Below are 22,249 nucleotides of genomic sequence, written 5' to 3'. Positions count from 1 at the left end.
GAGGAGGTTGCCGAGGCGTAAGGTGCGCGTCTAAGCGGGTCAACATGGCGTCCGCCCCCTCCGCTTCCGCCCTGTTCCTGCGCGAGCCGGAGCTTCGCCGCGGCCTCGAGCTCCTGTATTTCGGCAACAGCCACATCAATCGGGCAATCGACCACGGCCTTGCGCGCCACGGGCTCGGCCGCGCGCATCACCGGGCGCTCTATTTCATCGCGCGCAAGCCCGACATGACGGTCAGCGAGCTCCTGGCGCTGCTCGCCATCACCAAACAATCGCTCGGCCGCGTGCTGGGCGACCTGTCCGAGCGCGCGTTGGTCGAGACGCGTTCGGGCGAGCGCGACCGTCGCCAACGCCTGCTGCGCTTGACGGCCCAAGGCGCGGCGCTCGAGTTCGAACTGTTCGACATTCTGCGCGAGAAGCTCTCCGTCGCTTACGCGCGCGCGGGCCAGCAGGCGGTCGGCGGTTTCTGGGCGGTGCTGGAGGGGTTGATCCCCGAAGGCGAGCGCGGCCGCCTCGACGCTTTGCGCGCGCGCGACTAGCGGGCGAACCCGGCCAGTTCGCCGTTGCGCCGCTCGGACGCGGCGAGCGTATCCGTCAGCAACCGGACGAGCGCGTCGCCGGCGTCCAGGACGTTCAACCCCTCGCGCGTCGATCCGCCCGGGCTCGCGACGCGGTCCGCGAGCATGGCCGGACCCTCGTCGGCAGCGGCGGCCATCATCGCCGATCCCTCCACCGTCGCCATCGCCAACCGCCGCGCCTGATCCAAGGGCAACCCGAGCGCAGTCCCCGCCTTGGCGAGCGCGTCGACGAAGCGGAACAGGAAGGCGGGTCCCGACCCGGCCAGGGCGGTCACGGCGTCGAACAGCCGCTCCTCCGCGATCCACTCGTGGTGTCCCAGGGGAGCGCACAACGCCTCGGCTACCCGCCGCGCACGCCCGTCAGTCGTCGATCCGAACAGCGCCGTGACGCCGCGGCCGATCGCGACCGGCAGGTTGGGCATCGCGCGCACGACCGTCCCGGCCCGACAGGTCGCGGCGATCGCCGCCTCATCGACCCCCGCCAGGATCGACACGAGCAGCCGCGGCGCATGCGTCCTGAGCGACGTCTCCCTCAATTCGCCGAGCTTTTGCGGCTTGATCGCGAGAATGATGGTGTCGAAGCCGGGCTCCGGAACGACGCGAACGACCGCGACGCCGTCCGGCATCGCCCGTCCGCTCGGCGAGACCACCGTTATCCGCGCGGGATCGAGCCCCGCCGCGAGCCACCGCCGCAGCATCGCTCCGCCCATGTTCCCGCAACCGACCATCAGCATCCGGCCAGCATCCGCGAGCGTGGCGGTCACGCCCCGCTTCCGGATGGAAGCCTCAAGCTTCGCCCTGCGTGTCGATCAGCGCGGCCGCGAGCGCGTCCTTGGAGCTCTTGCCGCCCCACAGCACGAACTGGAACACCGGATAAAACCGCTCGCACTCGTCGATCGCGCTCTCGACGAGCAGCTCGGCGGCGGCGAGCGACATGGTCCCTTCCTCCGTCCCGTCGACGATTGCCGCGTGACGGTAGAGCAGCACGCCCGTCGCCGACCACAGCTCGAAATGGCCGATCCACAGCTGCTCGTTTACCAGTCCGATCGTCTCGTAAATCGCCGCGCGCCGGTCGTCGGTCACCTTTATGTCGGGAAAGGCCAGGAACTGAAGCACTTGATCGTCATCGCGCCACATCGCGCGCAGCTCGTACTCGGTCCAGCTGCCCTTGACCGACACGACGATCTCGTCGTCATGGCGCTGATGGCTCCAGCCATGCGCGGTGTAGTACGCCTCGAGCATGTCGATGGGAGCGGAGTCCTCCACCTCGAAATCGGCCTGTTCGAGCATCAACGCCCCTCTCGCGCCCGGATCATGCGCGCATCGGTGGCGGGGCTTTCCGCCTTATGCAAGCGTGTCGTCCACCCCGAGCGGCGAAGTTGTGGACAAGCCCGAGCGCGTCGCCGCCTCGATGGCGTCGATGCGCGCGCGCAAGGTGTCCGCCTCGTCGCGCGCCGCCGCGGCCATCGCCTTGACCGCCTCGAACTCGTCGCGCGACACGAAGTCCAATCCGCCGATCCACTCGCGCGCGCGCTCCCGGGCGGACCCTTGCGCCTCGCGGCCGACGCCCGCCAGCGTACCCGCAGCCCCGCTCACCACCTTCATCAAATCGTCGAACATCCGGTTTTCGGATTGCATGTGTGTTCCTTGAGGTCACCTAGCCGATGATCTGGGTCGTATGCCCACCCGGCGCAAGGTTCTCGGCGCCGGGGTTCAGCCGGTCGATCCGCCAGTTGAGCACGCCGGCATAACCGATCCATACCAGGTACGGCACCAGCGCCCACGCCGCGGTCGTGCGAATGCGCCCGAACGCGACCGTCGCCAGGATCCCGCTGACGAGCATCGCCGCGATCAGCATCCATGCCAGCGTGACCCGGTGCGCCCCGAAGAACAGCGGCGGCCAGACCAGGTTGAGGCCCAGCGCCACCGCGAACAGCGCGATCGCCGTCCCCCGTCCCCGCGCGCCGCGCGCATGCAGAACGATCGCGAGCGCCAATCCCATGAGCGCATAGAGCGTCGTCCAGGCGACGGGGAACGCCCAACCGGGCGGGGTCGCGGCGGGCTTGACCAGCGCGGCGTACCACGCGTTCGCCGAACCGGCGGGCGCGATCGATCCCGACGCGAAGCCCAGCAACAGCACCGCCGGCACGGTCACCACCGCCCAGCGCAGGAACGACATGCGCAGCTGTCCCTTGGAGGCAAGCCCGCCCAATCCATTCACTCCTCGACCATCCCGCGTCTCGTCTGACGAGCGGATGCCGCGTCGTCCAGAGCGGCCGCGATCATGGACAATGCAGGTGCAGCATCCCGGACGGCGGCCAGCAGGAACTCCCGGTTGCCTTCCGGCCCGGTGATCGGGCTCTCCACCACGCCCGCCACCGCCCAGCCGCGCCCCGTCACCCACGCCGCCGCCTCGTTGCAGACGCGCATATGGACCGCCGGATCGCGCACGACCCCGCCCTTGCCCACCTCGCCTCGCCCCGCCTCGAATTGCGGCTTGATCAACGCTAGGAGCCGCGCACGCGGCGCGGCGAAGCCGAGCGGGACCTCCAGTACCTTGGCCAAACCGATGAAGCTCGCGTCGCACACGATCAGGTCGACCGGCTCGGGCACATGCTCCGCCGTCAGCACCCGCGCGCTCGTCCGTTCGTGGACGACCACGCGCGGGTCCTGACGCAGTGACCAGGCCAGCTGGTTGGTCCCGCTGTCGACGGCATACACCCGCGCCGCGCCGCGCTGGAGCAATACGTCGGTGAACCCGCCCGTCGACGACCCGACATCGATCGCGACCACGCCGGCCACATCCCACCCGAACCGGTCCAGCCCATGCGCCAGCTTGATCCCGCCCCGCGACACATAGGGGTGGTCGCGTCCCTTGACCGTCAGCGCCGCATCGTCCGCCACCGCCTGCCCGGGCTTATCGACTTTGCGGTCACCGACGAACACCAGCCCCGCCATGATTAAAGCGTGCGCACGTGTCCGGCTCTCGACCAGCCCGCGCTCGACTAGCAACTGATCGACGCGCTGCTTAGGCAAGGATATTCATGAACTGACGGCCACTTAGTTCCCGGGCAAGCGTGGCTGGCGCGCACCCGACCGGCCGACGATGATCTCAAACGCGGTTTCCAACTGGATCAGCCTATCGCGGGTCTCTTGCGAGTGGCGCGAGGCATCCTTGGCTAAGGTCAGCGCCTGTTCCACTTTATACTGGAGCAAGGCCGCCTGCTGGAACGCACGCATCGCGTTTCCCCAAACGCTCAAGCAGCCTTCTCCGTACTGAATCCAAGGAATTCTCTCATTTTATCCCAATCGATATCCGTGCGAGCTTCCAGCTCGGCGCGCATCTGAGCCTTGTACGCCGCTTCGTCATAGGTCCGCGATCTCTCAAGCGCTTCCTGCACGCCTTCGAACGCCTCTCGCGTACGCTCGTTCGCGCGTTCCAGTTCTTCGACAAGGTCTTTCAACAGAAGGGCTTCGGCGTCGGTCGGCTCGGCGTAATGTTGAGCCGCAGTGCGCATGAAGTCGCTGATCGACATATCCGCCTCGCGGGCGTTGTCGGTAATCCGCCGCCGCTCCGTGGGGGATACGAGCACCACCATCCTGCTGCTGCGCGTCTCGACTGCCTGAGTGGCCATCATCATCTCCTGACGCACATGTACATAACCTGTGCTTTGACTTGCTTCAAGCCCGCGCCTCGGCCACCCCGCTCGAGTTATGCCGGAGCGCCTTCAGCACCGTCTCGACAATCGCGTCCGCATCCAGCCCGGCGTCGGCATACTGCGTCTCGGGCTTGTCCTGGTCCTGGAACACGTCCGGCAACCGGAGCGTACGCAGCTTGAGCCCGCCGTCGATCAACCCCTCGTCGCTGGCCAGCGTCAGGACGTGCGCGCCGAGGCCGCCGACCGATCCTTCCTCGATCGTCACCGCGACCTCGTGCGTCGTAAGCAACCGCCGGATCAGCGCCTCGTCGAGCGGCTTGGCGAAGCGCAGGTCCGCGACGCTCGTCGACAAGCCCCTGGCCTCGAGCGCGTCCGCCGCGCGCAGTGCCTCGGCCAGGCGGGTGCCGAGCGACAGGATCGCGACCGTCTTACCGTCGCGTACCATTCGCCCGCGCCCGATCTCCAGCCGCTCGGCCACCGCCGGGAGCGCCACGCCGACGCCGTTCCCGCGCGGGTATCGTACCGCGATTGGGCCGGTGTCGTGAAGCACGCAGGTATGGACCATATGCACCAGCTCCGCCTCGTCCGCCGCCGCCATCACGACGAAGTTGGGGAGCGTCGCCAGATAGGTCACGTCGAACGACCCGGCGTGGGTCGCCCCGTCCGCGCCGACCAGCCCCGCCCGGTCAATCGCGAAGCGCACGGGCAGGTTCTGGATCGCCACGTCATGGACGACCTGGTCGTAGGCGCGCTGGAGGAAGGTCGAATAGATAGCGCAGAAGGGCCGCATACCCTGCGCCGCGAGCCCGGCCGCGAACGTCACACCGTGCTGCTCGGCGATGCCGACATCGAAAAAGCGCTCGGGATGCGCGGCCGCGAACTTGTCGAGGCCCGTTCCCGAAGGCATCGCGGCGGTGATCGCGCAGATGCGCTCGTCGCTCTCGGCCTCGCGCGCCAGCGCCTCGCCGAACACGTTCTGGTATTGCGGCGGTCCCGGCGGCGCCTTGGACTGCGCGCCGGTGATCACGTCGAACTTCTGGACACCGTGATACTTGTCCGCCGACGCCTCGGCGGGGGCGTAGCCGAAGCCCTTCTTGGTCACGACGTGGACGAGAATCGGTCCCTCCTCCGCGTCGCGTACGTTCTCGAGCACCGGGATCAGATGGTCGAGATTATGCCCGTCGATCGGGCCGACATAATAGAAGCCCAGCTCCTCGAAGAGCGTGCCCCCCATCGTCATGCCGCGCGCGAACTCGTCGGTCTTGCGCGCCGCTTCGTGGAACGGCCGGGGCAGCTTGCGCGCGAACTTCTTCAGGAGCTCGCGCAACCCCAGGAACTCGCGGCTCGTCACTATGCGCGACAGGTACGCCGACAGCCCGCCTACCGGCGGCGCGATCGACATATCGTTGTCGTTCAGGATCACGACCAGCCGGTTGCCCGCTGCTTCGGCGTTGTTCATCGCCTCGTACGCCATGCCCGCCGACATCGCCCCGTCGCCGATCACCGCGATCGCCTTGCCGGGTCGCCCGTTCAGCTTGTTGGCGATCGCGAAGCCGAGCGCCGCCGAGATCGAGGTGGACGAATGCGCCGCGCCGAACGGGTCGTATTCCGACTCGGACCGCTTGGTGAAGCCCGACAGCCCACCGCCCTGGCGCAGGGTGCGGATGCGGTCGCGCCGCCCCGTCAGGATCTTGTGCGGGTAGCATTGATGCCCGACATCCCAGATCAGGCGGTCGCCCGGCGTGTCGAACACATAATGGATCGCGGTCGTCAGCTCGACGACGCCCAGTCCCGATCCCAGATGCCCGCCCGTAGTCCCGACGGCCGAAATGACCTCTTGGCGCAGTTCGTCGGCGAGCTGGCGGAGCTGATCGGGTTTCAGCTGTCGGAGGTCGGCTGGCACATGGACGGTGTCGAGCAGCGGCGTTGCGGGTAGATCAGCCATCGCGACCGCTTAACGCTTCGCGACCTTAGTGTCGATTGCGACCGGTCAGGCGCAGGCCGCGCACTTGCCCCGCACCTCGACCACCGGCCGCACGGGCGAGAAGCCGGTGTCGGACGCTGCCCCCCGGATCGCGCCCGTCAACTTGTCGTCGTCGATATGCGTAGTCCCGCCGCACCCGTCGCACACCAGGAAGATGCAGTCGTGCAGGCACCCCGGATGGCTGTTGGCCAGGTAAGCGTTCGCGCTCTCCACCCGCATCGCCAGATTCGCGCCGACGAACAGATCGAGGATCCGGTACACGCTGTTTGCTGCAACGCGCCGGCCTTGCGTGATTGAGACGGCCTCGGCGATGTCGTACGCCGACGCGGGCTTGGCGAACCCGGCAAGCGCATCGAACACGCTCGCGCGCATGGCCGTCCACTGCTCCCCCGCCGCCACGAGCGCCGCCTGCGCCGCCCGGGTCAGATCGTCGCCGTTCGAGGCATGATGGTGATGCGCGGCCATAACATGCAGGTAGGAGTTGCGGATGAGCGGAGCAAGCGGACCACTTCCCGGTCGCCTTTCACTCTGCCACGTTCGGGCCAAGGGGGAAGGCGGCATGCGGATGGCGATCTCGACGACGCTCGACACATCGGCGGAACGCGCCCGGGACGAGGCGCGGACCTCGCGCCTGTTCGAGCATGTCGCGAAACCCGTCTTGACGGTCGAGCCGCTTGACCCGCCGACGCTGCCCGCCGAATAGCGCGAGGGCAGCTACCGTATCCGTATGCGACTTTTCGGCCTGGTGCCGATCGGCGAGCAGTGGATCGTGACCTCGGAACCGCCGGCCGGACCCGGCCGATACCTATTCCGCGATAACGGCAGAGGCGGTTTGGCCTCGCGGTGGGATCACCTGATCACGATCGAGACGCTCGAGCCCGCCCGCTGCCGCTACACTGACATCGTCGAGATCGAGGCCGGCCTCCTCACCCCATTCGTCTGGTCGTTCGCGCGATTGTTCTACACCCACCGCCAGCGTCGCTGGCGCGCTCTGGTGTCGAGCGGATTCGCTTATTGACCGATCAGTCGAACGCGACCCGGTTCAGCCGGTGCCCGAACGCCAGCAAGGCGACGCCGACGATCGTCCACAACGCCTCATCGTGGTTGGGCCCGTGCCCAAGCGTCATCGCGCCCATCATGACGCCCAGGCCGAGCGAACCCATCGCCGGGGGCATCAGCATCCCGTGTTCCCATGCACCGCGCCCGAGCGCGAGCGCGCCGAACAGGATCGCCACGACCAGCCCGATCTCGTGGAACGCCGGATGCAGGAGCAGGCCCCCTACGGTCGACGCCAACGCGACGAGCACGGCGGTCGTGAGGCAATGGACCAGGCACAACCCCGACAGCCCGATCGCGAGTCGATCGGTGGCGTCGAGCCATATTGGTCGGGTAACAGCGGCCGTCATCGCGAATCGTTTAGCCCGTCCGATCGCTCGTTACAACATCACATTGGCGAACGTTCGCGCTTCCGCGCTGATCTAGTTATTAGGACCCCCTACAATCGCTTGGCGCTCGAACCCGCACTTCCTACCTCTCTGATCATGCTAAAGCCGACCACCGCGTTCATGACCCTCGCCCGGCCGCTGACGGTGTCACGGTGGCTGTTCGCCGTAGCCGGGCTGATCGTGCTGATGGTCATCGTCGGCGGGATCACGCGGCTGACCGAGTCGGGGCTGTCGATCACCTCCTGGAAGCCGATCAGCGGCACGATCCCGCCGCTCAACGACGCCCAGTGGCGGGCCGAGTTTGACGCCTACAAGCAGATACCCGAATACACGCAGCTGAACGCTGGCATGACGATGGCCGGGTTCAAGGCGATTTTCTTTTGGGAGTACGCCCATCGCCTGCTCGGCCGGATCATCGGCTTGGCCTTTGCGCTGCCGCTCCTCTACTATGCCGCGCGTCGTTGGATCCCGCGCGGCTATGGCTGGCGCCTGACCGCGCTGTTCGCGCTTGGCGCGACCCAGGGCGTGATCGGCTGGTGGATGGTGTCCTCGGGACTATCGGAGCGCACGGACGTCAGCCATGTGCGCCTGGCGGTCCACCTCCTGACCGCGCTCACCATCCTGGCCGGCCTAGTCTGGACCGCGCTCGACTTGCGCGCGCTCCACCGCAACCCGCTCGCCGTGCCCGCGCGGCTCGGACCGGTCGCGATCGTCGCGTTAGTCGGGCTCTACCTCCAGCTGCTTTACGGCGCATTCACTGCCGGGCTCGATGCGGGCTACGCTTTCTCGAGCTGGCCGATGATGGGCGACGAATGGTATCCCGCCGCGGCACCCATGCTCCCGACCGTCGTGCAGAACGCGGTCGACAACCCGATCATGGTTCAATTCGTCCATCGCTGGCTCGCCTTCGTCACCGCCGCCGGCCTCGTCTGGCTCGCTGCCCGCGCGGTCAAGGCTGGCTCGCCGCGCGCCGGCGTCGCGGTAATCCTGCTCGTCGGACTCCAGATCTCGCTTGGCGTCGCTACGCTGATGACCGGCGTAGCGCTACCGATCGCGATCGCACACCAGGCGAACGCCGCGCTGTTGCTGATCGCGACGGTCTGGGCCGCGCACGTCGTCGGCGAGCGCGGAGCGGTGCTCAAACCCGTACGCTGAATTTGCGGGTATTCCCGTACCCGCCACCAAACGCCCGCAAAAGCTTGACCTTTCGGCGCGGTTCCATCATTGCACCACCCGACACGCCGCCCCTCCCGGGCGGCGTTCGTTGTTTCACGAAGAAGGTCCAGGCTCCATGAAGGCGCTCATGAAGACCACCAAGTCGGCCAAGCCGTACGAGGTGGAGAAGAAGTGGCACATCGTCGACGCGGAGAACCTCGTCGTCGGTCGCGCCGCGGTGGTCATCGCCAACGTCCTGCGCGGCAAGCACAAGACGTCGTTCACTCCGCACGTCGATTGCGGCGACAACGTCGTGGTCATCAACGCCGACAAGATCCGCTTCACGTCCAACAAGGCGCAGAAGAAGGTGTATTACAAGCATACCGGCTATGCCGGCGGCATCAAGGCGATCACCGCCGCCAAGGTGCTCGAGGGCCGCTTCCCTGAGCGCGTCCTTGAAAAGGCCGTCGAGCGCATGATCCCGCGCGGGCCGCTCGGCCGCGAACAGATGCGCAACCTGCGCATCTTCAAGGGGGCCGAGCACCCCCACACCGCCCAGGACCCGCAGGTCCTCGACATCGCGGGCATGAACCCCAAGAACAAGGTCGGCGCACGATGACCGATAACCGCCAATCCGACGGCAGACAGTCCCTGGCCGATCTCGGCTCGCTCACGGGGGCACCCGGTGCCGGCCCCGTCGGCGGCCGCCCGATCGACTCGGACGCCAACGCCGCGATGCCGAACGACGCGTTCGAGCTTCCCGCCGTCTCCACCATGCCGCTCCGCGAGCAGGAGATCGACGCGCTGGGCCGTGCCTATGCCACCGGCCGTCGCAAGGACGCCGTCGCCCGTGTCTGGATCAAGCCGGGTTCGGGCAAGATCACGATCAACGGCCGCGATCAGGTAACGTATTTCGCGCGTCCGTCGCTCCGCCTCGTCATCAACCAGCCCTTCGGCGTGGCCGAGCGCGACGGCGCGTACGACGTGATCTGCACCGTCAAGGGTGGCGGCCTGTCGGGCCAGGCCGGCGCGGTCAAGCACGGCATCAGCCAGGCGCTCACCCGCTACGAGCCGGTCCTCCGCGCCCCGGTCAAGGCGGCGGGCTTCCTCACCCGCGACAGCCGCATCGTTGAGCGCAAGAAGTACGGCCGCGCCAAGGCACGTCGCAGCTTCCAGTTCTCGAAGCGCTAATCGGGCGGCTTGGGATTGCGCAAGCAATCCCAAGACTCGCCACGGCGGGCAGCGGGGGCGGCGAAGCCGTCCACGTCTGACGGCGTGGCGTTCCCCGGACATAGAAGAGGGGCGGCCCGCGAATAGCGGACCGCCCCTTTTCCGTTTAACCTTCCGGTATCAGCGGCCGCGAAGCGTATTCAGCAGCGCGAGCCCGACGACGCCCGCGAGCGCCGCCGTCGCGCCCGGCCGCGCCTTGGCGAACGCGCGCGCCTTGTCGGTTGCCTGAGTGAACTGCGTCTTCGCGCCGGTGCTGCCGGTGGTCTTGGTCGTGTGGTCGGCGGTGGTCGTGGTCATAAGCTTTACTCCATGATGACGGCGCGCTCGAGGGAGCGGACGTGGGATGCGGAACGAGCGACCGCGCCGTAGGTGCCATGAAAAGTGGCGGCGCGCGCATACCGACCCCAAATCGCGCGCATGACCAATCTCCCCGAACTCCCCGCCGCCGCCTTTGCCAAACAGGATGCGGGCGATGACCTCGCCTTTTACGAGCCGCCGCGCCTCGTCACGCATATCGACGAGGGTGCGGTGGCGGCGCTGACCGACTGTTACCGCCGCCTGCTCCCGCCGGACGGCCACGTGCTCGACCTGATGTCCAGCTGGGTCAGCCACCTGCCGGGCGACGTCCGCTACGGCGAGGTGGTCGGCCACGGCATGAACGCCGACGAGCTCGCCGCCAACCCGCGCCTGGATCGATGGTTCATACAGAACCTCAACGCCGATCCCGTGCTGCCGCTGCCGGACGATACCCTCGACGCCGCGCTATGCTGCGTCGGCGTCCAGTATCTCCAGCAACCCGTCGCCGTCTTCGCCGAAGTCCGCCGCGCGCTCCGGCCGGGCTCGCCCTTGATCGTCAGCTTCTCCAACCGCTGCTTCCCGACCAAAGCGGTCGCGATCTGGCGGTCGCTCGACACCGCCGGCCAGGCGCGGCTAGTTCAGCTTTACCTGGACCGCGCGGGATTCATCGGCGTGGAGGCGACCATCCTCGCCGACGGCCGCCGCAGCGACCCGCTTGTCGCCGTCACGGGGCGGGCCTGATCGGCGGCGACGCCCGGAAGGTCGGGTCGTCGCTCGCCAACATAACGGAAAAATAAGCCGGCGATCGCTGCGGCATCTCATCGAAAACGAGTTCCTCCGCCTCCCGCGTGAGCCGGATAGCGGTCCTACCCTCAGCCTGCTCGACGAAGCTGTCGAAATGCGTGAAGTTGCGAAGCCGCAGGTCGAGCACCGGCTCGCGTCCCTGGTCCAGCTTGCGCTTGAAGTCCCGTGCGCTTCCCGTGGCGACCATGTAATCGCACAGACGGCGGAACAGCTTGGGCAGGATCACCGCCTCCTCCGTAATGACCGCAAGGTCGGTTGGGTCGAAGCCCGCGGTGCCCCGGTCGTCGGGCCACAGTCCCCGGCCAGCCTGCCGCGCCTCGATCACGGCCTCGGTCAACGCGTCGCGCAGCGCCCCGAACAGCCCGGTATAGAAGGTCGGGTAGGCGAGCCCTTCGCGGAGCGCCAAGTGATTAAAGCTGTCGTGAAGCCGGTCGGGCTGCAGCGTCACGCTCGCCCCGTCCTCCTCCGGCGGGTCGCCCGCAAAGACGAACGCGACCGGCCGGCCATTTTTCTCGACGGAGCGCGACAGGATGTAACCGGGCGTCGCGTCCGCCGCGGCGAGCACCGTCCGGCGGCCGCCGTCCCAGCGCACGTCGGTGACGCCCGCGAATGCGAGGAGCCGGTCCGATGCGGCGTCCGCCCAGCGACGCGGCTGTTCATACACCCCACCCCCGCTCGGCGGAGAATAATGCGTCTCGAGCGTGTCGATCGCCTCGATCCGCAGCTGCAGGTGCCCGCGCGCATTGATCCGCGGTCGCGGACCCCCGAGCCTCCGCAACAGCGCGGGATCGAGCGGTTCGAACCGGATCGAGTCGCCGTCGGGCGAGTAACCCCGGACGTGAAAGCGACCCTTGATCAGCGTAAACGGCACCGTATCCCCCTTCGCTCAACCGACCGTCAGCCGGTCCTTCGCCCTGTCGCTCTTGCCCGTCAGCCCGGGTACCTCATCGAGCTGGCGCAGGTCGGTGAACCGCCCGCGCTCCTCGCGGTAGCGCACGATCTCGAACCCGTGCCCCTTCAGCTCGGGGATTGCGTCCAGCTCGGCGGCGGTCGCCGCGTTCAGATCGATCATACGAACATCTCTTTACCGATATGCGTCACGCGACAGGCCAGGTCCGCCTCCCCGCTCGCCACGATCCAATGATCGCCCCCATCGGCGATCCCCGTCGTGAACACCACATCGTCGACGTACATCAGGTCACGCAGCGGCTCGGTCAGCGCCGGGTTTGCTTCCAGCAACGGCCGTTCGCCGCTCCGCAACGTCACCGACGGGTCGTCGCGGTCGAGCAGCGACCAGTAGGTGCGGTACTTGCCGACGATCCCCGACGGCTCGACCCCGTGCCACAGGCTCAGCCAGCCCGCATCGGTCGGGATCGGCGGCGCGCCTCCCCCCATCCGCGCGGTCGCGTCGGTGTCGATCCGCGGGCGGATGCCCGGCTGGTCGTGCGGCCGCCAATGCAGCCCGTCGGGCGAGCGCGCCAGGTTGATCGACGGCCCCGCCAACCACTCCGACCCCGGCGGATAAGCGAAATACAGATCGCCCAGCGGCCGTGTCTGCGCCCAATATTCGCCGCCGATCAGCCCCTCGAACACCAGCATGTCCTTGTTCTGGTGGTCGAGCACGATCCCCTCGAGCGTCCAGTCGAGCGCATCGCCGCTGGAGTACAGCGTCGTGCAATGCCGCTCCGGACTGACCGAACAGGTCGTCATCAGATACCGCCCGCCCACCCGGCTGATCCGCGCGTCCTCGATGCCATAACATTGGTAGCTCTCGGTCGGCGCGATCGCGCGGTCGTAATGCACCGCCTCGACCCGCCGCCCCTCCGCGTCGAGCTCGACCGGCAGCAGCCACGATAGCGAGGTGAGCGCCATCACCCGCCACTCGCCGCCGGCCACGGTGAACTTGCGCGGGTCGGACATGTCCACCGCCCCGGTCGGCCAGGCGTCGAGCACGTACGCACCCGCCTCCCACCGCACAGCATGAACTTGCCCGTCCCGCTCCGGCTCGCGCAGCGCCTCCGCTACCCGTACCATCAGCAGCAGGTTCCCGTTTGCCAGCCGCGTCATCCCCGGATTGAACGCGCCCAGCACGTAGGTTTCGGCATCCAACTCCCCCGCCAGCGGCGAGCGCGACAGGTCGACGTCCCCCGGTGCGAAAACGATCCGATCGAAGGGAAAGACGCTCATGCCGTCGCCGGTTCCAGCACCCGGCCGAGCCACCGCGCGATCGGCTGCTCCAGCTCGGGCTCGGTCAGCGTCGGCGCGTGGCCCACGCCCGCGACCGTCGCCAGCTCGCCGTGCGGGAGCGTCGCCGTCATCCGCTCGGCCGTCGCAGCCGCCAGCACGTCCGACCGCTCGCCCCGCACCACCAAAGTCGGCGTGCCGGCCAGCGCATCGAGCGCACGCCACATATCCGGCCCGGCCTCGTTGCCCGGCATCCGGAACGGATCGGCGATGCGCAGGTCGTAATCCAGCACGATCCGCCCCGCGCTGTTCAACCGGTGTGTGCGCTTGGCCATCGCCAGCCAGTCCTCGATTCCCCAGTCCGGATGGATCGTTCCGTTCGCCTCCTGCACCCCGCGCGCCGCATGCATCCAGGTCGGCCAGCTCGACGCGCGGCCCACATAACCCCTGATCCGCTCCAGCCCGCGCGGGTCGATATCCGGCCCGACATCGTTCAGCAGCGCGCCGACCAGCCGCCCCCGCTCCGCCCCCGCCAGCAGCATCGTCACGATCCCGCCCAGCGACGTACCGATCGCCGCGAATCGGCCGATCCGCTGCTCCTCAAGCAGCGCATCGACATCCTGCACGTAGGTAAGCGGTGCGTAGCTCATCGGGTCCTTCGCATATCCGCTCTCGCCCCGCCCCCGAAAATCGAGCGCCAACACGCGCCATGTCGGCGACAGCCGCGCCGCGATCTCCGCGAAGTCGCGCGCATTGCGGGTCAGACCGGGCAGGCACAGGATCGGTGGCCGCCCCGCGTCACCGCCCGGATAGTCGCGGTAATGGAGCCGCAGCCCGTCGGGCGACCACCAGTAACGATCCTCGTATCCGCCCAATGCTTGCACCCCGTTCCGCGCGGGCCCCATATCGCCGCATGCCGATCCGCCCGCAAGCATACCGCCCCGCCGCCGCGCTCCAAAGGCTAGGCTCCGATTTCTGGGACCCGGTCGCGGCCGCCGACTTCCCCGAAACGCGCCTACGCTACCGCAATGACCGCGCCGCCGCGCAGGTCGGGCTGGACGCCCTGACGGACGACGAGTGGCTCCGCCATTTCGGCCGCTTCGATCCGCTCCCCGGCACGCTGCCCGGGCCGCTCGCGCTCCGCTATCACGGCCACCAGTTCCGCAGCTACAATCCCGAGATCGGCGATGGCCGCGGCTTCACCTTTGCCCAACTACGCGACGACCGCGATCGCCTCCTCGACCTCGGTACCAAGGGCTCCGGCCGGACCCCATGGAGCCGATCCGGCGACGGCCGCCTGACGCTCAAGGGCGGCATGCGCGAGATTCTCGCGACCGAGATGCTTGAGGCGCTCGGCGTCCCTACCTCGCGCACCCTGTCGCTCATCGAGACCGGCGAGGCGCTCGAGCGGGGCGACGAGCCCTCCCCCACGCGCGGCGCGGTGATGGTCCGCCTCAGCCATAGCCACATCCGCATAGGCTCCTTCCAGCGCCTAGCCTACCTTCGCGACGAGGCGAACATGCGCCGACTTGTCGACTACGTCCTCCACGAACTCTACAGCGAGGAGCCCGGACAGGAGCCCGCGCTGCGCCTGTTCGACCTTGTCCTCGAGCGCGCCGCGCGGCTCGCCGCCTCCTACATGGCGGCGGGGTTCGTTCACGGCGTGCTCAATTCGGACAACATCAACGTCACCGGCGAGAGCTTCGATTACGGCCCGTGGCGCTTCGCCCCGACCTGGGACGCGGGCTTCACCGCCGCCTATTTCGATCATGCGGGCTTGTACGCCTTCGGCCGCCAGCCCGAGGCGATCCACTGGGACGTCATGCAGCTCGCCGGCTCGCTCCGCCTGATCGCCGAGAGCGAGCCGCTCGTCGCCCTGCTCGACACCTTCGGCCCGCGCCTTCAGCACTACATCGCCGCCGCCATGCTCTGGCGGCTCGGCCTGACGCCGCAGGGCGGGGACACCGACCGCGCACTGATCCAATCCCTCGAACGCACGCTCCGCGCTACCGGGGTCGAGCTCCACCGCTTCTTCCACGACGCCTTCGCGCGAGCGCTTCCCAAGAGCTACGGCGAGGACTGGTCCGACTTCCGCACCCTCGCCGCCTCCTACGCTCCCCGAAAGGAACGTGGCCGATATTGGGACGATAAGCCCTGCGGCATGCTCATCGACGAGGTCGAGGCGATCTGGTCACCGATCGCCGAGAGCGACGACTGGTCCCGCCTCCACGCCAAGATCGCGGAGGTGCGAAGGCTCGGCGACGCGCTCGCTTGACCTCCTTCCCGATCCTCGCCAACCAACACACCCGCATGGCGACCGAGCTTCACTCCCATGAACCCGCCACCGGCGCGCACCTTTGGACGGGCACGGTCGGCGACGCGGGCGAGGAGGTCGCCGCCGCCCGTTCCGGCTGGGCCGCCTGGGCCGCGCGGCCCTTCACCGTCCGCGCCGAGGCGCTCCGCCGCTTCACCAACGTCGTGCGCTCCCGCCACGAACCCTTCGCCGACCTGATCGCGCGCGAGACGGGCAAGCCGCTCTGGGAGGCGCGCACCGAAGTCGACAGCGTCATCGCCAAGGTCGACATCTCGATCGCGGCCTACGGCGAGCGCACCGCGCAGCGCCGCCTCGACGCGCCGATGGGCAGCCGGGTCGCGCTCCGGCACAAGCCGCACGGCGTGCTCGCGGTGCTCGGCCCCTACAACTTCCCCGCGCACCTGCCCAACGGCCACATCGTCCCCGCCCTCCTCGCGGGCAACGCGGTGGTGTTCAAGCCGTCGGAGAAGACCCCGGCCGTCGGGGCGTACCTGGTCGACTGCCTCCACGCCGCGGGCATCCCGCCCGAATGCGTCCGGCTCCTGATCGGCGGCCCCGCCGAGGGTCGCGCACTGTCGGCGCATCCCGGCATCGACGGCCTGCTGTTCACCGGCTCCGCGCGTACCGGCCTCGCGCTCAACCGCGCCTTCGCCGATCATCCGGAAAAGATCCTCGCGCTCGAAATGGGCGGCAACAACCCGATCGTCGTCTGGGACACGCCCGACCTCCACACCGCCGCGACGATCGTCGCGCAGTCCGCCTTCACCAGCGCGGGGCAGCGCTGCACCGCCGCGCGCCGCCTGATCGTCGAGGACCGGCTCTACGACCCGTTGATCGATACGCTGAGCAAGCTGATCGGCCGCCTCATCGTCGGCGATCCGCACGCCGTCCCGCAACCCTTCATGGGCCCCGTCATCGACGAGGAGGCCGCCGATACGCTTACCGAGGCGTTCCTGGGCCTGCTGCTGAAGGGCGGCCGCGCGATCCGCCATCTGGAGCGCCCGGTCGAGGGTCGCCCCTTCCTCCTACCCGGTCTGATCGACGTGACCGCCGTGCGCGATCGCCCCGACACCGAGCTGTTCGGCCCCGTCCTCCAGGTGATCCGCGCCGACGATTTCGATGCGGCGATCGCGGAAGCCAACGATACCCGCTACGGCCTGTCCGCCTCGCTCGTCTGCCAGACGCCCAAGCTCTACGACCGTTTCTGGGCGAACGCGCGCGCCGGAATCGTCAACTGGAACCGACCGACCAACGGCGCCTCGTCGGGCGCGCCGTTCGGCGGCGTGGGCCTATCGGGCAACCACCGCCCGAGCGCCTATTACGCGGCGGATTATTGCGCCTACCCCGTGGTCAGCAACGAAGCCGAAGCGGCGAGAGCGAACATCGGCATCGGTTTGAGAGACGCCTGAACTGACGGCAACGTGAGTTACATGGATCGTTCACGGTCGAAAGGCTTTAAATGTCCTCGCAACACAGCGAGGAATATCCCATGAAGAAGTATCTCGTCCTGGCCCTGAGCGCCGCCGCCGCCCTGGCCGTTCCCGGTGCCGCGAACGCGCAGGCCTATCAGTCGATCAACCAGCGCCAGGACAACCAGTTCCGGCGTATCGAGCAGGGCGTCCGCACCGGCGCGCTCACCCGTCCGGAAGCGAGGCGTCTGCGCGCCGAGTTTCGCGACCTGACCGTGCTTGAGCGGCGCTATCGCAACTCGAACGGCCTCTCGCGCACCGAGCGGGGCGACCTGAATCGCCGCTTCGACGCGCTCAGCCGCCGCGTCCGCATGGAAAAGAACGATCGCCAGGACCGCCGCCGCTGAACTCCTAAGCCCTCTCCCGCTTTCGCGGGAGAGGGTGGCTGAGCGTAGCGAGGTCGGGTGAGGGTACTTCTTGGGAGAGGTCCGGCCCTCACCCTGGCGCTTCGCGCCTGTCCCTCTCCCGCGAAAGCGGGAGAGGGTTAAGTCAGCCCCCCGCGATCCACCCCTCGATCTTCCCCTCCAACACCGGCATCGGCAGCGCGCCCGTACCCAGCACCTGCGCATGAAATGCCCGCGCATCGAACCGCTCGCCCATTGTCGCCTGCGCCTTCGCTTTCAGCCGCAGGATCGTTAGCTGCCCCACTTTGTAGGCCAGCGCCTGGCCGGGGATCGCGATATACCGCTCCACCTCCGCCGTCGCGTCGCTCTCGGGCATAGGCGAGTTGTCGAGCATGTATTTGATCGCCCGTTGACGGCTCCACCCCTTTGCGTGAAGCCCCGTATCGACCACCAGCCGCATCGCGCGCAGCATCTCGTCGTTCAGCCCGCCTATCCGCTGATACGGATCCGCCTCGACGCCCAGTTCCGGATACAGCGTCTCGGCGTACAGCGCCCAGCCTTCCACGAACGCCGTGTTCCCGCCGAACCGCATGAAGGCGGGTAGCGCCGTATTCTCCTGCGCCAGGCTGACCTGGAAATGATGCCCGGGCACCGCCTCATGCAGATACAGCGTCTCCACGCCCCACAGATACCGGTTGGGGAGGTCGTAGCTATTGTAGAAGAACACGCCCGGCCGCGATCCGTCGGGGGTGCCGCGCTGGTACGACCCCGCCGCCGCCGTCTTCTCGCGGAACGCCGGCACCGGCCTGATCTCCAGCGTCGTCTTGGGCAGCAGCGAGAATTGCGTAGCGATCCGGGCGTCCACGCGCCTACCCGCCGCCTCATAGGCCAACTTCAGCTCGTCCACGCTCTTGGGCTGGAACTTCGGGTCGGTCCGCAGGTGCCGGAAGAACTCGGGGAGCGTACCCGTGAACCCGACCTTACCCTTTTGCGCCTCCATCTCGCGTAGAATGCGCGCTACTTCCGACAGGCCCAGCCGGTGCACCGCGTCCGCCTTCATCGGCAGCGTCGTGTTGCTCTCGATCAGATGGTCGTACAGCGCCGCCCCGCCCGGCAGCGCGGACAGCCCCACCGTGTCCCGCGCGCGTGGTAGGTATTCCGTCTGAAGGAACGCACGCAGCCGCTGATGCGCTGGATTCAGCACATCCTGCACCTGACGCGCATAGGCCGTCATCAACCGCGCCCGATCCGCTGTCGGCACCGCGTCCGGAAATGTCTTCACGGGCGCATAGAACAGCGACCCCTCGACGCCGCCCGCGATCAGATTGTCGATCTGGCCGATCACGTTCCGCACGACCAGCTTGGGCGGCGTGATCCCCCGCGCCGCGCCGGTCCGCGCCCGGACGATCATGCGATCCAGCACACGAGCATATTGCGCGTTACGCAGCAGGTTGTTCTCGTAATCCGCCACCGTCTTGAACGGCGCGGCGCCCTCGCCCGACGCGATCTCGGGATAGAAGGTCTGAAACCCCCGGAAATGGTTGACCGGCAGCATTTCGGCGATCCGCCGCACGGCGGGCGCGTAACCGCGCAGCTCGATCTCGTTGTCGGTCCGGAACACGTCGTACGCGATCCGGTCCACCACCGACAGCTTGCTCCGGTCGATCCCGCGCAACCCATCCAGGTTCCGTTCGACCGCGCGTCGCTCCTCCTCGTCGAACGCATCGGTCAGATACTCGCCGATCCGGTCCACATAGCGCAGATCGCCGCGCAGCAGCGCCTGGATCGGATTGCGCTTGAGCTGCGCCTCGTCGCTTTCCGCGAACAATCGCCGAAGCTTGCCGCCCTCGTCCTGCGCCTGCGGAACGGACAGGGTCTGCGCGACCGCGATGGCGGGCAAAGCGGCGGCGAGGAACAGGGCGGCCAGGTGGCGCAAGATCGAAGGCTTTCCGACGAGAGGATAGTCCCCAGGCATAGCCCGCGAGCCGGGCTCGCATAAGCCCCGCCCTTGAGGATCGGACCCGATCCCGGCTAGGCCACGCCCGAACGATCTGAAGGAAACGCATGCCCTCCGGCCTCGTAGCCCTGCTCGACGACATCGCCGGCCTGACCAAGCTCGCCGCCGCTTCGCTGGACGATATCGGCGCGGCCGCGGGCAAGGCGGGCACCAAGGCGATCGGGGTGGTCGTCGACGACACCGCCGTCACCCCGCGTTACGTGGTTGGCCTCTCGCCGCAGCGCGAGCTGCCGATCATCTGGCGCATCGCCAAGGGGTCGCTCCGCAACAAGCTCCTGATCCTGCTCCCCGTCGCGCTGCTCCTGTCCGCCTTCGCGCCCTGGGCGGTCCAGCCGCTACTCATGCTCGGCGGCGCGTATCTGTGCTTCGAGGGCGCGGAGAAGGTGCTTGAGGCGTTCGGCGCTCACCACGACGAGGCAGCCGACACCGCGTCCGATCCGACCGAGCTGGAGAACCAGAAAGTCGCGGGCGCGGTCCGCACCGACTTCATCCTGTCCGCCGAAATCATGGCGATCGCGCTGAACGAGGTCGCGACCTCCACGCTCGTCAATCAGGCGGTGGCGCTGATCGTCGTCGCGATCGGCATCACGATCGGCGTGTACGGCGTCGTCGCGCTGATCGTGAAGACCGACGATTTCGGCCTCCACCTCGCCGAGCACGGCCCCGGCCCGGTCCGCGCGCTCGGGCGCGGCCTGGTGCTGGGCGTGCCCAAGCTGATGGTCGCGCTGTCGGTAATCGGCACCGCCGCGATGCTCTGGGTCGGCGGCCAGATCCTCACCCACGGCGCGGAGGTCCTCGGCTGGACCCCGCCCGCCCACTTCATCCACGACACGGCGGCACGCGTCGGCCATGCGCTCCCGGTCGGCGCGGCGGCGGCGGAGTGGGCGGTGTCGGCCGCGCTCAACGGCGTGCTGGGCCTCGCCATCGGTGCGGCGATCGCCTTCGTCGTCAGCCGCTTCCACTCGGCCAAGCATCCACCGCGCCCAAACCTCTCCTAACCGCGCCGATAGCATCGCTGCATTGTCCATCGCCGCCCCGCCGCCCACTTACGCGTTCATGGCGACACTCCTCGACCCCGAAGCGCGTGGGCGCGTGATCCTGGTGGGCGCGGGCCCGGGCGATCCCGGCCTGCTCACCGTTCGCGCCGTCGAGGCTCTCGCGAAGGCCGACATCGTCGTCCATGACGGCCTGATCGACCCCCGCGTCCTGAATCTCGCGCCCGCCGCCACGCAGCGCATCTCCGTCGCGAAGCAGCGCGCGCGTCACACCCTGCCCCAGGAGGCGATCAACGCACTCATCGTCGCGCACGTCCGCACCGGCGCGATCGTCGTTCGCCTCAAGGGTGGCGACCCGTTCATCTTCGGCCGTGGCGGCGAGGAGGTCGAGGCCGTCCGCGCCGCCGGCCTCCCCGTCGAAGTCATCCCCGGCGTTTCGGCCGCGCTGGGCTGCGCGGCGGAGGCGATGCTGCCGCTCACCCACCGCGATCACAGCTCGGCGGTGTCGTTCGTCGCGGGCCAGTGCAAGGGGCTGGCCGAGCAGGACTGGTCGGGCCTCGCCGGGCAAGGCCGCACGCTCGTCATCTATATGGGCGTGGCGACCGCGGCCGACATCGCCGACAAGCTGATGGCCGACGGCGTCGCCCCCGACATGCCCGTCGCCGTCCTGGAGCGCGGAACGCTCGCCGGCAGCCGCGCCATCCGCACGCTCCTCGCCGATCTTGGCGCGATGGTCGCGCGCGAGGACGTGCTGAGCCCCGCCGTCATCGTCGTCGGCGAGGTCGTCACGCTGTCAGACGCCCAGGATAAACTTGCCCGCTGGGCGCACATTGCGGACTCGGCCCATTCCGTTCGCCCTGAGCTTGTCGAAGGGTCATCCTTCTTTTCACCAGCGCAAGAAGAACAAGGCTTCGACAAGCTCAGCCTGAACGGGAGGGTGCGTTGAAGCTCCTGACCGGCAACGACCTCCCCACCGGCGACGTCGTATGGTGGACCGGCTCGCTCTGGTCCCGCCATGTCGAGGACGCGGTCGACATCGGCGCGGACGGCGAGATCGTCGCCTCCGCCGAGGAGGGCGCGCGCCGCGTCAACGGCCCCTACGTCATCGACGCCTCGATGACGCCCCAGGGGCCCCGCCCCGCCCACATCAAAGACCGCGTTCGCGCGCTCGGCCCGACCGTACGCCCCGACCTGACCCTCAAACCCGCCGACCCGACCGCCGGCTCCTGGGTGATCTGAACCATGTACAAGTACGACCAGTACGACCAGTCGATCGTCGATTCCCGCGTCGACGAGTTCCGCGACCAGGTCACCCGCCGTCTCGAAGGCCGCATGACCGAGGATCAGTTCAAGCCGCTCCGGCTCATGAACGGCCTCTATCTCCAGCTTCACGCCTACATGCTCCGCGTCGCCATCCCCTACGGCACGCTCGACTCGCGCCAGATGCGCATGCTCGCCCACATCGCGCGGACTTACGACCGCGGCTACGCGCATTTCACCACGCGTCAGAACGTCCAGTACAACTGGATCAAGCTCGCCGAAGCGCCCGACATCCTCGCCGACCTCGCCACCACCGAGATGCACGCGATCCAGACGAGCGGGAATTGCATCCGCAACATCTCCGCCGACCAATATGCCGGTGCCGCCGCCGACGAGGTCGCCGATCCCCGCCCTTGGGCCGAGCTCATCCGGCAATGGAGCACCTTCCACCCCGAATTCAGCTACCTGCCCCGCAAGTTCAAGATCGCGGTGATCGGCGCGGACGAGGACCGCGCCG

The 22,249-nt window shown here is 68.3% G+C and carries 29 protein-coding genes and 1 pseudogene; 14 read left to right on the top strand and 16 right to left on the bottom strand.

Features of this window, described 5'->3' with window-relative positions:
• Nucleotides 1-44: 44 nt before the first annotated feature.
• Nucleotides 45-536 carry a MarR family transcriptional regulator gene (locus ACFE7F_RS03870; protein WP_375402526.1) on the top strand — a complete coding sequence of 164 codons (492 nt, stop codon included), beginning with the start codon at nucleotides 45-47 and terminating at the stop codon, nucleotides 534-536.
• Here the strand turns inward: ACFE7F_RS03870 and ACFE7F_RS03865 are convergent.
• From ACFE7F_RS03865 to ACFE7F_RS03825, 9 genes are read right to left on the bottom strand one after another with little or no spacing between them, the layout of a single operon-like run.
• Entirely contained in the window at nucleotides 533-1,309 is a 777-nt protein-coding gene (locus ACFE7F_RS03865; protein WP_375402577.1) for a pyrroline-5-carboxylate reductase family protein, read from the bottom strand. The genes ACFE7F_RS03870 and ACFE7F_RS03865 overlap by 4 nt on opposite strands.
• Nucleotides 1,310-1,361: 52 nt before the next feature.
• Nucleotides 1,362-1,865, bottom strand: coding sequence for a YbjN domain-containing protein (locus tag ACFE7F_RS03860; protein WP_375402525.1), 504 nt, complete (start codon nucleotides 1,863-1,865; stop codon nucleotides 1,362-1,364).
• A gap of 54 nt (nucleotides 1,866-1,919) precedes the next feature.
• Nucleotides 1,920-2,213, bottom strand: a complete 294-nt coding sequence (locus tag ACFE7F_RS03855; protein WP_375402524.1) for an accessory factor UbiK family protein — start codon at nucleotides 2,211-2,213, stop codon at nucleotides 1,920-1,922.
• A gap of 19 nt (nucleotides 2,214-2,232) precedes the next feature.
• On the bottom strand, nucleotides 2,233-2,787 hold the full coding sequence (locus ACFE7F_RS03850; protein ID WP_375402523.1) for a TspO/MBR family protein: 555 nt from the start codon (nucleotides 2,785-2,787) through the stop codon (nucleotides 2,233-2,235).
• Between the two features lie 5 nt (nucleotides 2,788-2,792).
• The gene (locus tag ACFE7F_RS03845) at nucleotides 2,793-3,611 is read right to left on the bottom strand and encodes a TlyA family RNA methyltransferase (RefSeq protein WP_375402522.1); all 819 of its coding nucleotides are present in this window, start codon (nucleotides 3,609-3,611) and stop codon (nucleotides 2,793-2,795) included.
• A 24-nt stretch (nucleotides 3,612-3,635) separates the two neighbouring features.
• Complete coding sequence (locus ACFE7F_RS03840) at nucleotides 3,636-3,815, bottom strand: hypothetical protein (RefSeq protein ID WP_375402521.1); 180 nt, start codon at nucleotides 3,813-3,815, stop codon at nucleotides 3,636-3,638.
• A gap of 17 nt (nucleotides 3,816-3,832) precedes the next feature.
• Nucleotides 3,833-4,210: a hypothetical protein gene (locus ACFE7F_RS03835; RefSeq protein ID WP_375402520.1), complete on the bottom strand. Its 378-nt coding sequence runs from the start codon at nucleotides 4,208-4,210 to the stop codon at nucleotides 3,833-3,835.
• A gap of 46 nt (nucleotides 4,211-4,256) precedes the next feature.
• Entirely contained in the window at nucleotides 4,257-6,179 is a 1,923-nt protein-coding gene (gene dxs / locus ACFE7F_RS03830; RefSeq protein ID WP_375402519.1) for a 1-deoxy-D-xylulose-5-phosphate synthase, read from the bottom strand.
• A gap of 45 nt (nucleotides 6,180-6,224) precedes the next feature.
• Nucleotides 6,225-6,683, bottom strand: coding sequence for a Fur family transcriptional regulator (locus ACFE7F_RS03825; RefSeq protein WP_375402518.1), 459 nt, complete (start codon nucleotides 6,681-6,683; stop codon nucleotides 6,225-6,227).
• Nucleotides 6,684-6,777: 94 nt separating this feature from the next.
• On the opposite strand from ACFE7F_RS03825, the gene ACFE7F_RS03820 reads away from it, so the two are divergent.
• Nucleotides 6,778-6,921, top strand: coding sequence for a hypothetical protein (locus ACFE7F_RS03820; RefSeq protein ID WP_375402517.1), 144 nt, complete (start codon nucleotides 6,778-6,780; stop codon nucleotides 6,919-6,921).
• 24 nt (nucleotides 6,922-6,945) lie between these two features.
• Complete coding sequence (locus tag ACFE7F_RS03815; RefSeq protein WP_375402516.1) at nucleotides 6,946-7,236, top strand: hypothetical protein; 291 nt, start codon at nucleotides 6,946-6,948, stop codon at nucleotides 7,234-7,236.
• Between the two features lie 4 nt (nucleotides 7,237-7,240).
• Here ACFE7F_RS03815 and ACFE7F_RS03810 read toward each other — a convergent pair whose 3' ends face one another.
• Entirely contained in the window at nucleotides 7,241-7,624 is a 384-nt protein-coding gene (locus ACFE7F_RS03810; protein ID WP_375402515.1) for a MerC domain-containing protein, read from the bottom strand.
• A gap of 135 nt (nucleotides 7,625-7,759) precedes the next feature.
• On the opposite strand from ACFE7F_RS03810, the gene ACFE7F_RS03805 reads away from it, so the two are divergent.
• The 3 genes from ACFE7F_RS03805 (at nucleotide 7,760) to rpsI (ending at nucleotide 10,009) form a co-directional block, all read left to right on the top strand.
• A complete protein-coding gene (locus ACFE7F_RS03805; RefSeq protein ID WP_375402514.1) occupies nucleotides 7,760-8,818 on the top strand; it encodes a COX15/CtaA family protein in 1,059 nt (352 codons plus the stop codon).
• 136 nt (nucleotides 8,819-8,954) lie between these two features.
• Nucleotides 8,955-9,437 carry a 50S ribosomal protein L13 gene (rplM, locus tag ACFE7F_RS03800; RefSeq protein WP_375402513.1) on the top strand — a complete coding sequence of 161 codons (483 nt, stop codon included), beginning with the start codon at nucleotides 8,955-8,957 and terminating at the stop codon, nucleotides 9,435-9,437.
• The gene (gene rpsI, locus ACFE7F_RS03795) at nucleotides 9,434-10,009 is read left to right on the top strand and encodes a 30S ribosomal protein S9 (RefSeq protein ID WP_375402512.1); all 576 of its coding nucleotides are present in this window, start codon (nucleotides 9,434-9,436) and stop codon (nucleotides 10,007-10,009) included. Before rplM ends, rpsI begins: the two co-directional genes overlap by 4 nt.
• A gap of 159 nt (nucleotides 10,010-10,168) precedes the next feature.
• Here the strand turns inward: rpsI and ACFE7F_RS03790 are convergent, their stop codons facing one another.
• On the bottom strand, nucleotides 10,169-10,345 hold the full coding sequence (locus tag ACFE7F_RS03790) for a hypothetical protein (protein WP_375402511.1): 177 nt from the start codon (nucleotides 10,343-10,345) through the stop codon (nucleotides 10,169-10,171).
• A gap of 120 nt (nucleotides 10,346-10,465) precedes the next feature.
• On the opposite strand from ACFE7F_RS03790, the gene ACFE7F_RS03785 reads away from it, so the two are divergent.
• Entirely contained in the window at nucleotides 10,466-11,086 is a 621-nt protein-coding gene (locus ACFE7F_RS03785; RefSeq protein ID WP_375402510.1) for a class I SAM-dependent methyltransferase, read from the top strand.
• Here the strand turns inward: ACFE7F_RS03785 and ACFE7F_RS03780 are convergent.
• The 4 genes from ACFE7F_RS03780 to ACFE7F_RS03765 are packed head-to-tail and all read right to left on the bottom strand — an operon-like array spanning nucleotide 11,070 to nucleotide 14,208.
• Nucleotides 11,070-12,020, bottom strand: a complete 951-nt coding sequence (locus ACFE7F_RS03780) for a hypothetical protein (protein WP_375402509.1) — start codon at nucleotides 12,018-12,020, stop codon at nucleotides 11,070-11,072. The two genes, ACFE7F_RS03785 and ACFE7F_RS03780, sit on opposite strands and share 17 nt — an antisense overlap.
• 15 nt (nucleotides 12,021-12,035) lie before the next feature.
• Nucleotides 12,036-12,221, bottom strand: a complete 186-nt coding sequence (locus ACFE7F_RS03775; protein WP_375402508.1) for a ComEA family DNA-binding protein — start codon at nucleotides 12,219-12,221, stop codon at nucleotides 12,036-12,038.
• Nucleotides 12,218-13,336, bottom strand: a complete 1,119-nt coding sequence (locus tag ACFE7F_RS03770) for a glycosidase (protein WP_375402507.1) — start codon at nucleotides 13,334-13,336, stop codon at nucleotides 12,218-12,220. The genes ACFE7F_RS03775 and ACFE7F_RS03770 overlap by 4 nt, the downstream gene beginning before the upstream one ends.
• The gene (locus ACFE7F_RS03765; RefSeq protein ID WP_375402506.1) at nucleotides 13,333-14,208 is read right to left on the bottom strand and encodes an alpha/beta fold hydrolase; all 876 of its coding nucleotides are present in this window, start codon (nucleotides 14,206-14,208) and stop codon (nucleotides 13,333-13,335) included. The genes ACFE7F_RS03770 and ACFE7F_RS03765 overlap by 4 nt, the downstream gene beginning before the upstream one ends.
• A 38-nt stretch (nucleotides 14,209-14,246) precedes the next feature.
• On the opposite strand from ACFE7F_RS03765, the gene ACFE7F_RS03760 reads away from it, so the two are divergent.
• The 3 genes from ACFE7F_RS03760 (at nucleotide 14,247) to ACFE7F_RS03750 (ending at nucleotide 17,463) form a co-directional block, all read left to right on the top strand.
• Nucleotides 14,247-15,608, top strand: a complete 1,362-nt coding sequence (locus ACFE7F_RS03760) for a protein adenylyltransferase SelO family protein (protein ID WP_375402505.1) — start codon at nucleotides 14,247-14,249, stop codon at nucleotides 15,606-15,608.
• 35 nt (nucleotides 15,609-15,643) lie between these two features.
• Entirely contained in the window at nucleotides 15,644-17,056 is a 1,413-nt protein-coding gene (gene astD, locus ACFE7F_RS03755; protein ID WP_375402576.1) for a succinylglutamate-semialdehyde dehydrogenase, read from the top strand.
• 80 nt (nucleotides 17,057-17,136) lie between these two features.
• On the top strand, nucleotides 17,137-17,463 hold the full coding sequence (locus ACFE7F_RS03750) for a hypothetical protein (protein WP_375402504.1): 327 nt from the start codon (nucleotides 17,137-17,139) through the stop codon (nucleotides 17,461-17,463).
• Nucleotides 17,464-17,605: 142 nt separating this feature from the next.
• On the opposite strand, the gene ACFE7F_RS03745 is transcribed toward ACFE7F_RS03750, so the two are convergent.
• The gene (locus ACFE7F_RS03745) at nucleotides 17,606-19,435 is read right to left on the bottom strand and encodes a DUF885 family protein (protein ID WP_375402503.1); all 1,830 of its coding nucleotides are present in this window, start codon (nucleotides 19,433-19,435) and stop codon (nucleotides 17,606-17,608) included.
• A gap of 89 nt (nucleotides 19,436-19,524) precedes the next feature.
• Here ACFE7F_RS03745 and ACFE7F_RS03740 point away from each other — a divergent pair, with 89 nt between their 5' ends.
• The 4 genes and pseudogenes from ACFE7F_RS03740 to ACFE7F_RS03725 all read left to right on the top strand — a co-directional run.
• Entirely contained in the window at nucleotides 19,525-20,475 is a 951-nt protein-coding gene (locus ACFE7F_RS03740; protein WP_375402502.1) for a DUF808 domain-containing protein, read from the top strand.
• Nucleotides 20,476-20,533: 58 nt separating this feature from the next.
• Complete coding sequence (gene cobA, locus ACFE7F_RS03735; protein WP_375402501.1) at nucleotides 20,534-21,418, top strand: uroporphyrinogen-III C-methyltransferase; 885 nt, start codon at nucleotides 20,534-20,536, stop codon at nucleotides 21,416-21,418.
• Nucleotides 21,415-21,711, top strand: coding sequence for a DUF2849 domain-containing protein (locus ACFE7F_RS03730; protein ID WP_375402500.1), 297 nt, complete (start codon nucleotides 21,415-21,417; stop codon nucleotides 21,709-21,711). Before cobA ends, ACFE7F_RS03730 begins: the two co-directional genes overlap by 4 nt.
• A gap of 3 nt (nucleotides 21,712-21,714) precedes the next feature.
• Nucleotides 21,715-22,249, top strand: a pseudogene (locus tag ACFE7F_RS03725) (nitrite/sulfite reductase); the annotation flags it as partial.

The organism is uncultured Sphingomonas sp. (genome assembly GCF_964235535.1).
GTDB lineage: Bacteria > Pseudomonadota > Alphaproteobacteria > Sphingomonadales > Sphingomonadaceae > Sphingomonas.
Note: the sequence above shows the minus strand (reverse complement) of the source record. Positions and strands in the feature narration are given on the sequence as shown.

Excerpts from the sequence above, each read along its gene's own strand:
- ACFE7F_RS03870 (WP_375402526.1), top strand. The coding sequence starts at position 45 with ATGGCGTCCGCCCCCTCCGCTTCCGCCCTGTTCCTGCGCGAGCCGGAG.
- ACFE7F_RS03865 (WP_375402577.1), bottom strand. The coding sequence starts at position 1,309 with ATGCTGATGGTCGGTTGCGGGAACATGGGCGGAGCGATGCTGCGGCGG.
- ACFE7F_RS03860 (WP_375402525.1), bottom strand. The coding sequence starts at position 1,865 with ATGCTCGAACAGGCCGATTTCGAGGTGGAGGACTCCGCTCCCATCGAC.
- ACFE7F_RS03855 (WP_375402524.1), bottom strand. The coding sequence starts at position 2,213 with ATGCAATCCGAAAACCGGATGTTCGACGATTTGATGAAGGTGGTGAGC.
- ACFE7F_RS03840 (WP_375402521.1), bottom strand. The coding sequence starts at position 3,815 with ATGCGTGCGTTCCAGCAGGCGGCCTTGCTCCAGTATAAAGTGGAACAG.
- ACFE7F_RS03835 (WP_375402520.1), bottom strand. The coding sequence starts at position 4,210 with ATGGCCACTCAGGCAGTCGAGACGCGCAGCAGCAGGATGGTGGTGCTC.
- dxs (WP_375402519.1), bottom strand. The coding sequence starts at position 6,179 with ATGGCTGATCTACCCGCAACGCCGCTGCTCGACACCGTCCATGTGCCA.
- ACFE7F_RS03825 (WP_375402518.1), bottom strand. The coding sequence starts at position 6,683 with ATGGCCGCGCATCACCATCATGCCTCGAACGGCGACGATCTGACCCGG.
- ACFE7F_RS03820 (WP_375402517.1), top strand. The coding sequence starts at position 6,778 with ATGCGGATGGCGATCTCGACGACGCTCGACACATCGGCGGAACGCGCC.
- ACFE7F_RS03815 (WP_375402516.1), top strand. The coding sequence starts at position 6,946 with ATGCGACTTTTCGGCCTGGTGCCGATCGGCGAGCAGTGGATCGTGACC.
- ACFE7F_RS03810 (WP_375402515.1), bottom strand. The coding sequence starts at position 7,624 with ATGACGGCCGCTGTTACCCGACCAATATGGCTCGACGCCACCGATCGA.
- ACFE7F_RS03805 (WP_375402514.1), top strand. The coding sequence starts at position 7,760 with ATGCTAAAGCCGACCACCGCGTTCATGACCCTCGCCCGGCCGCTGACG.
- rplM (WP_375402513.1), top strand. The coding sequence starts at position 8,955 with ATGAAGGCGCTCATGAAGACCACCAAGTCGGCCAAGCCGTACGAGGTG.
- rpsI (WP_375402512.1), top strand. The coding sequence starts at position 9,434 with ATGACCGATAACCGCCAATCCGACGGCAGACAGTCCCTGGCCGATCTC.
- ACFE7F_RS03790 (WP_375402511.1), bottom strand. The coding sequence starts at position 10,345 with ATGACCACGACCACCGCCGACCACACGACCAAGACCACCGGCAGCACC.
- ACFE7F_RS03785 (WP_375402510.1), top strand. The coding sequence starts at position 10,466 with ATGACCAATCTCCCCGAACTCCCCGCCGCCGCCTTTGCCAAACAGGAT.
- ACFE7F_RS03775 (WP_375402508.1), bottom strand. The coding sequence starts at position 12,221 with ATGATCGATCTGAACGCGGCGACCGCCGCCGAGCTGGACGCAATCCCC.
- ACFE7F_RS03770 (WP_375402507.1), bottom strand. The coding sequence starts at position 13,336 with ATGAGCGTCTTTCCCTTCGATCGGATCGTTTTCGCACCGGGGGACGTC.
- ACFE7F_RS03760 (WP_375402505.1), top strand. The coding sequence starts at position 14,247 with ATGCCGATCCGCCCGCAAGCATACCGCCCCGCCGCCGCGCTCCAAAGG.
- astD (WP_375402576.1), top strand. The coding sequence starts at position 15,644 with ATGGCGACCGAGCTTCACTCCCATGAACCCGCCACCGGCGCGCACCTT.
- ACFE7F_RS03750 (WP_375402504.1), top strand. The coding sequence starts at position 17,137 with ATGAAGAAGTATCTCGTCCTGGCCCTGAGCGCCGCCGCCGCCCTGGCC.
- ACFE7F_RS03745 (WP_375402503.1), bottom strand. The coding sequence starts at position 19,435 with ATGCCTGGGGACTATCCTCTCGTCGGAAAGCCTTCGATCTTGCGCCAC.
- ACFE7F_RS03740 (WP_375402502.1), top strand. The coding sequence starts at position 19,525 with ATGCCCTCCGGCCTCGTAGCCCTGCTCGACGACATCGCCGGCCTGACC.
- cobA (WP_375402501.1), top strand. The coding sequence starts at position 20,534 with ATGGCGACACTCCTCGACCCCGAAGCGCGTGGGCGCGTGATCCTGGTG.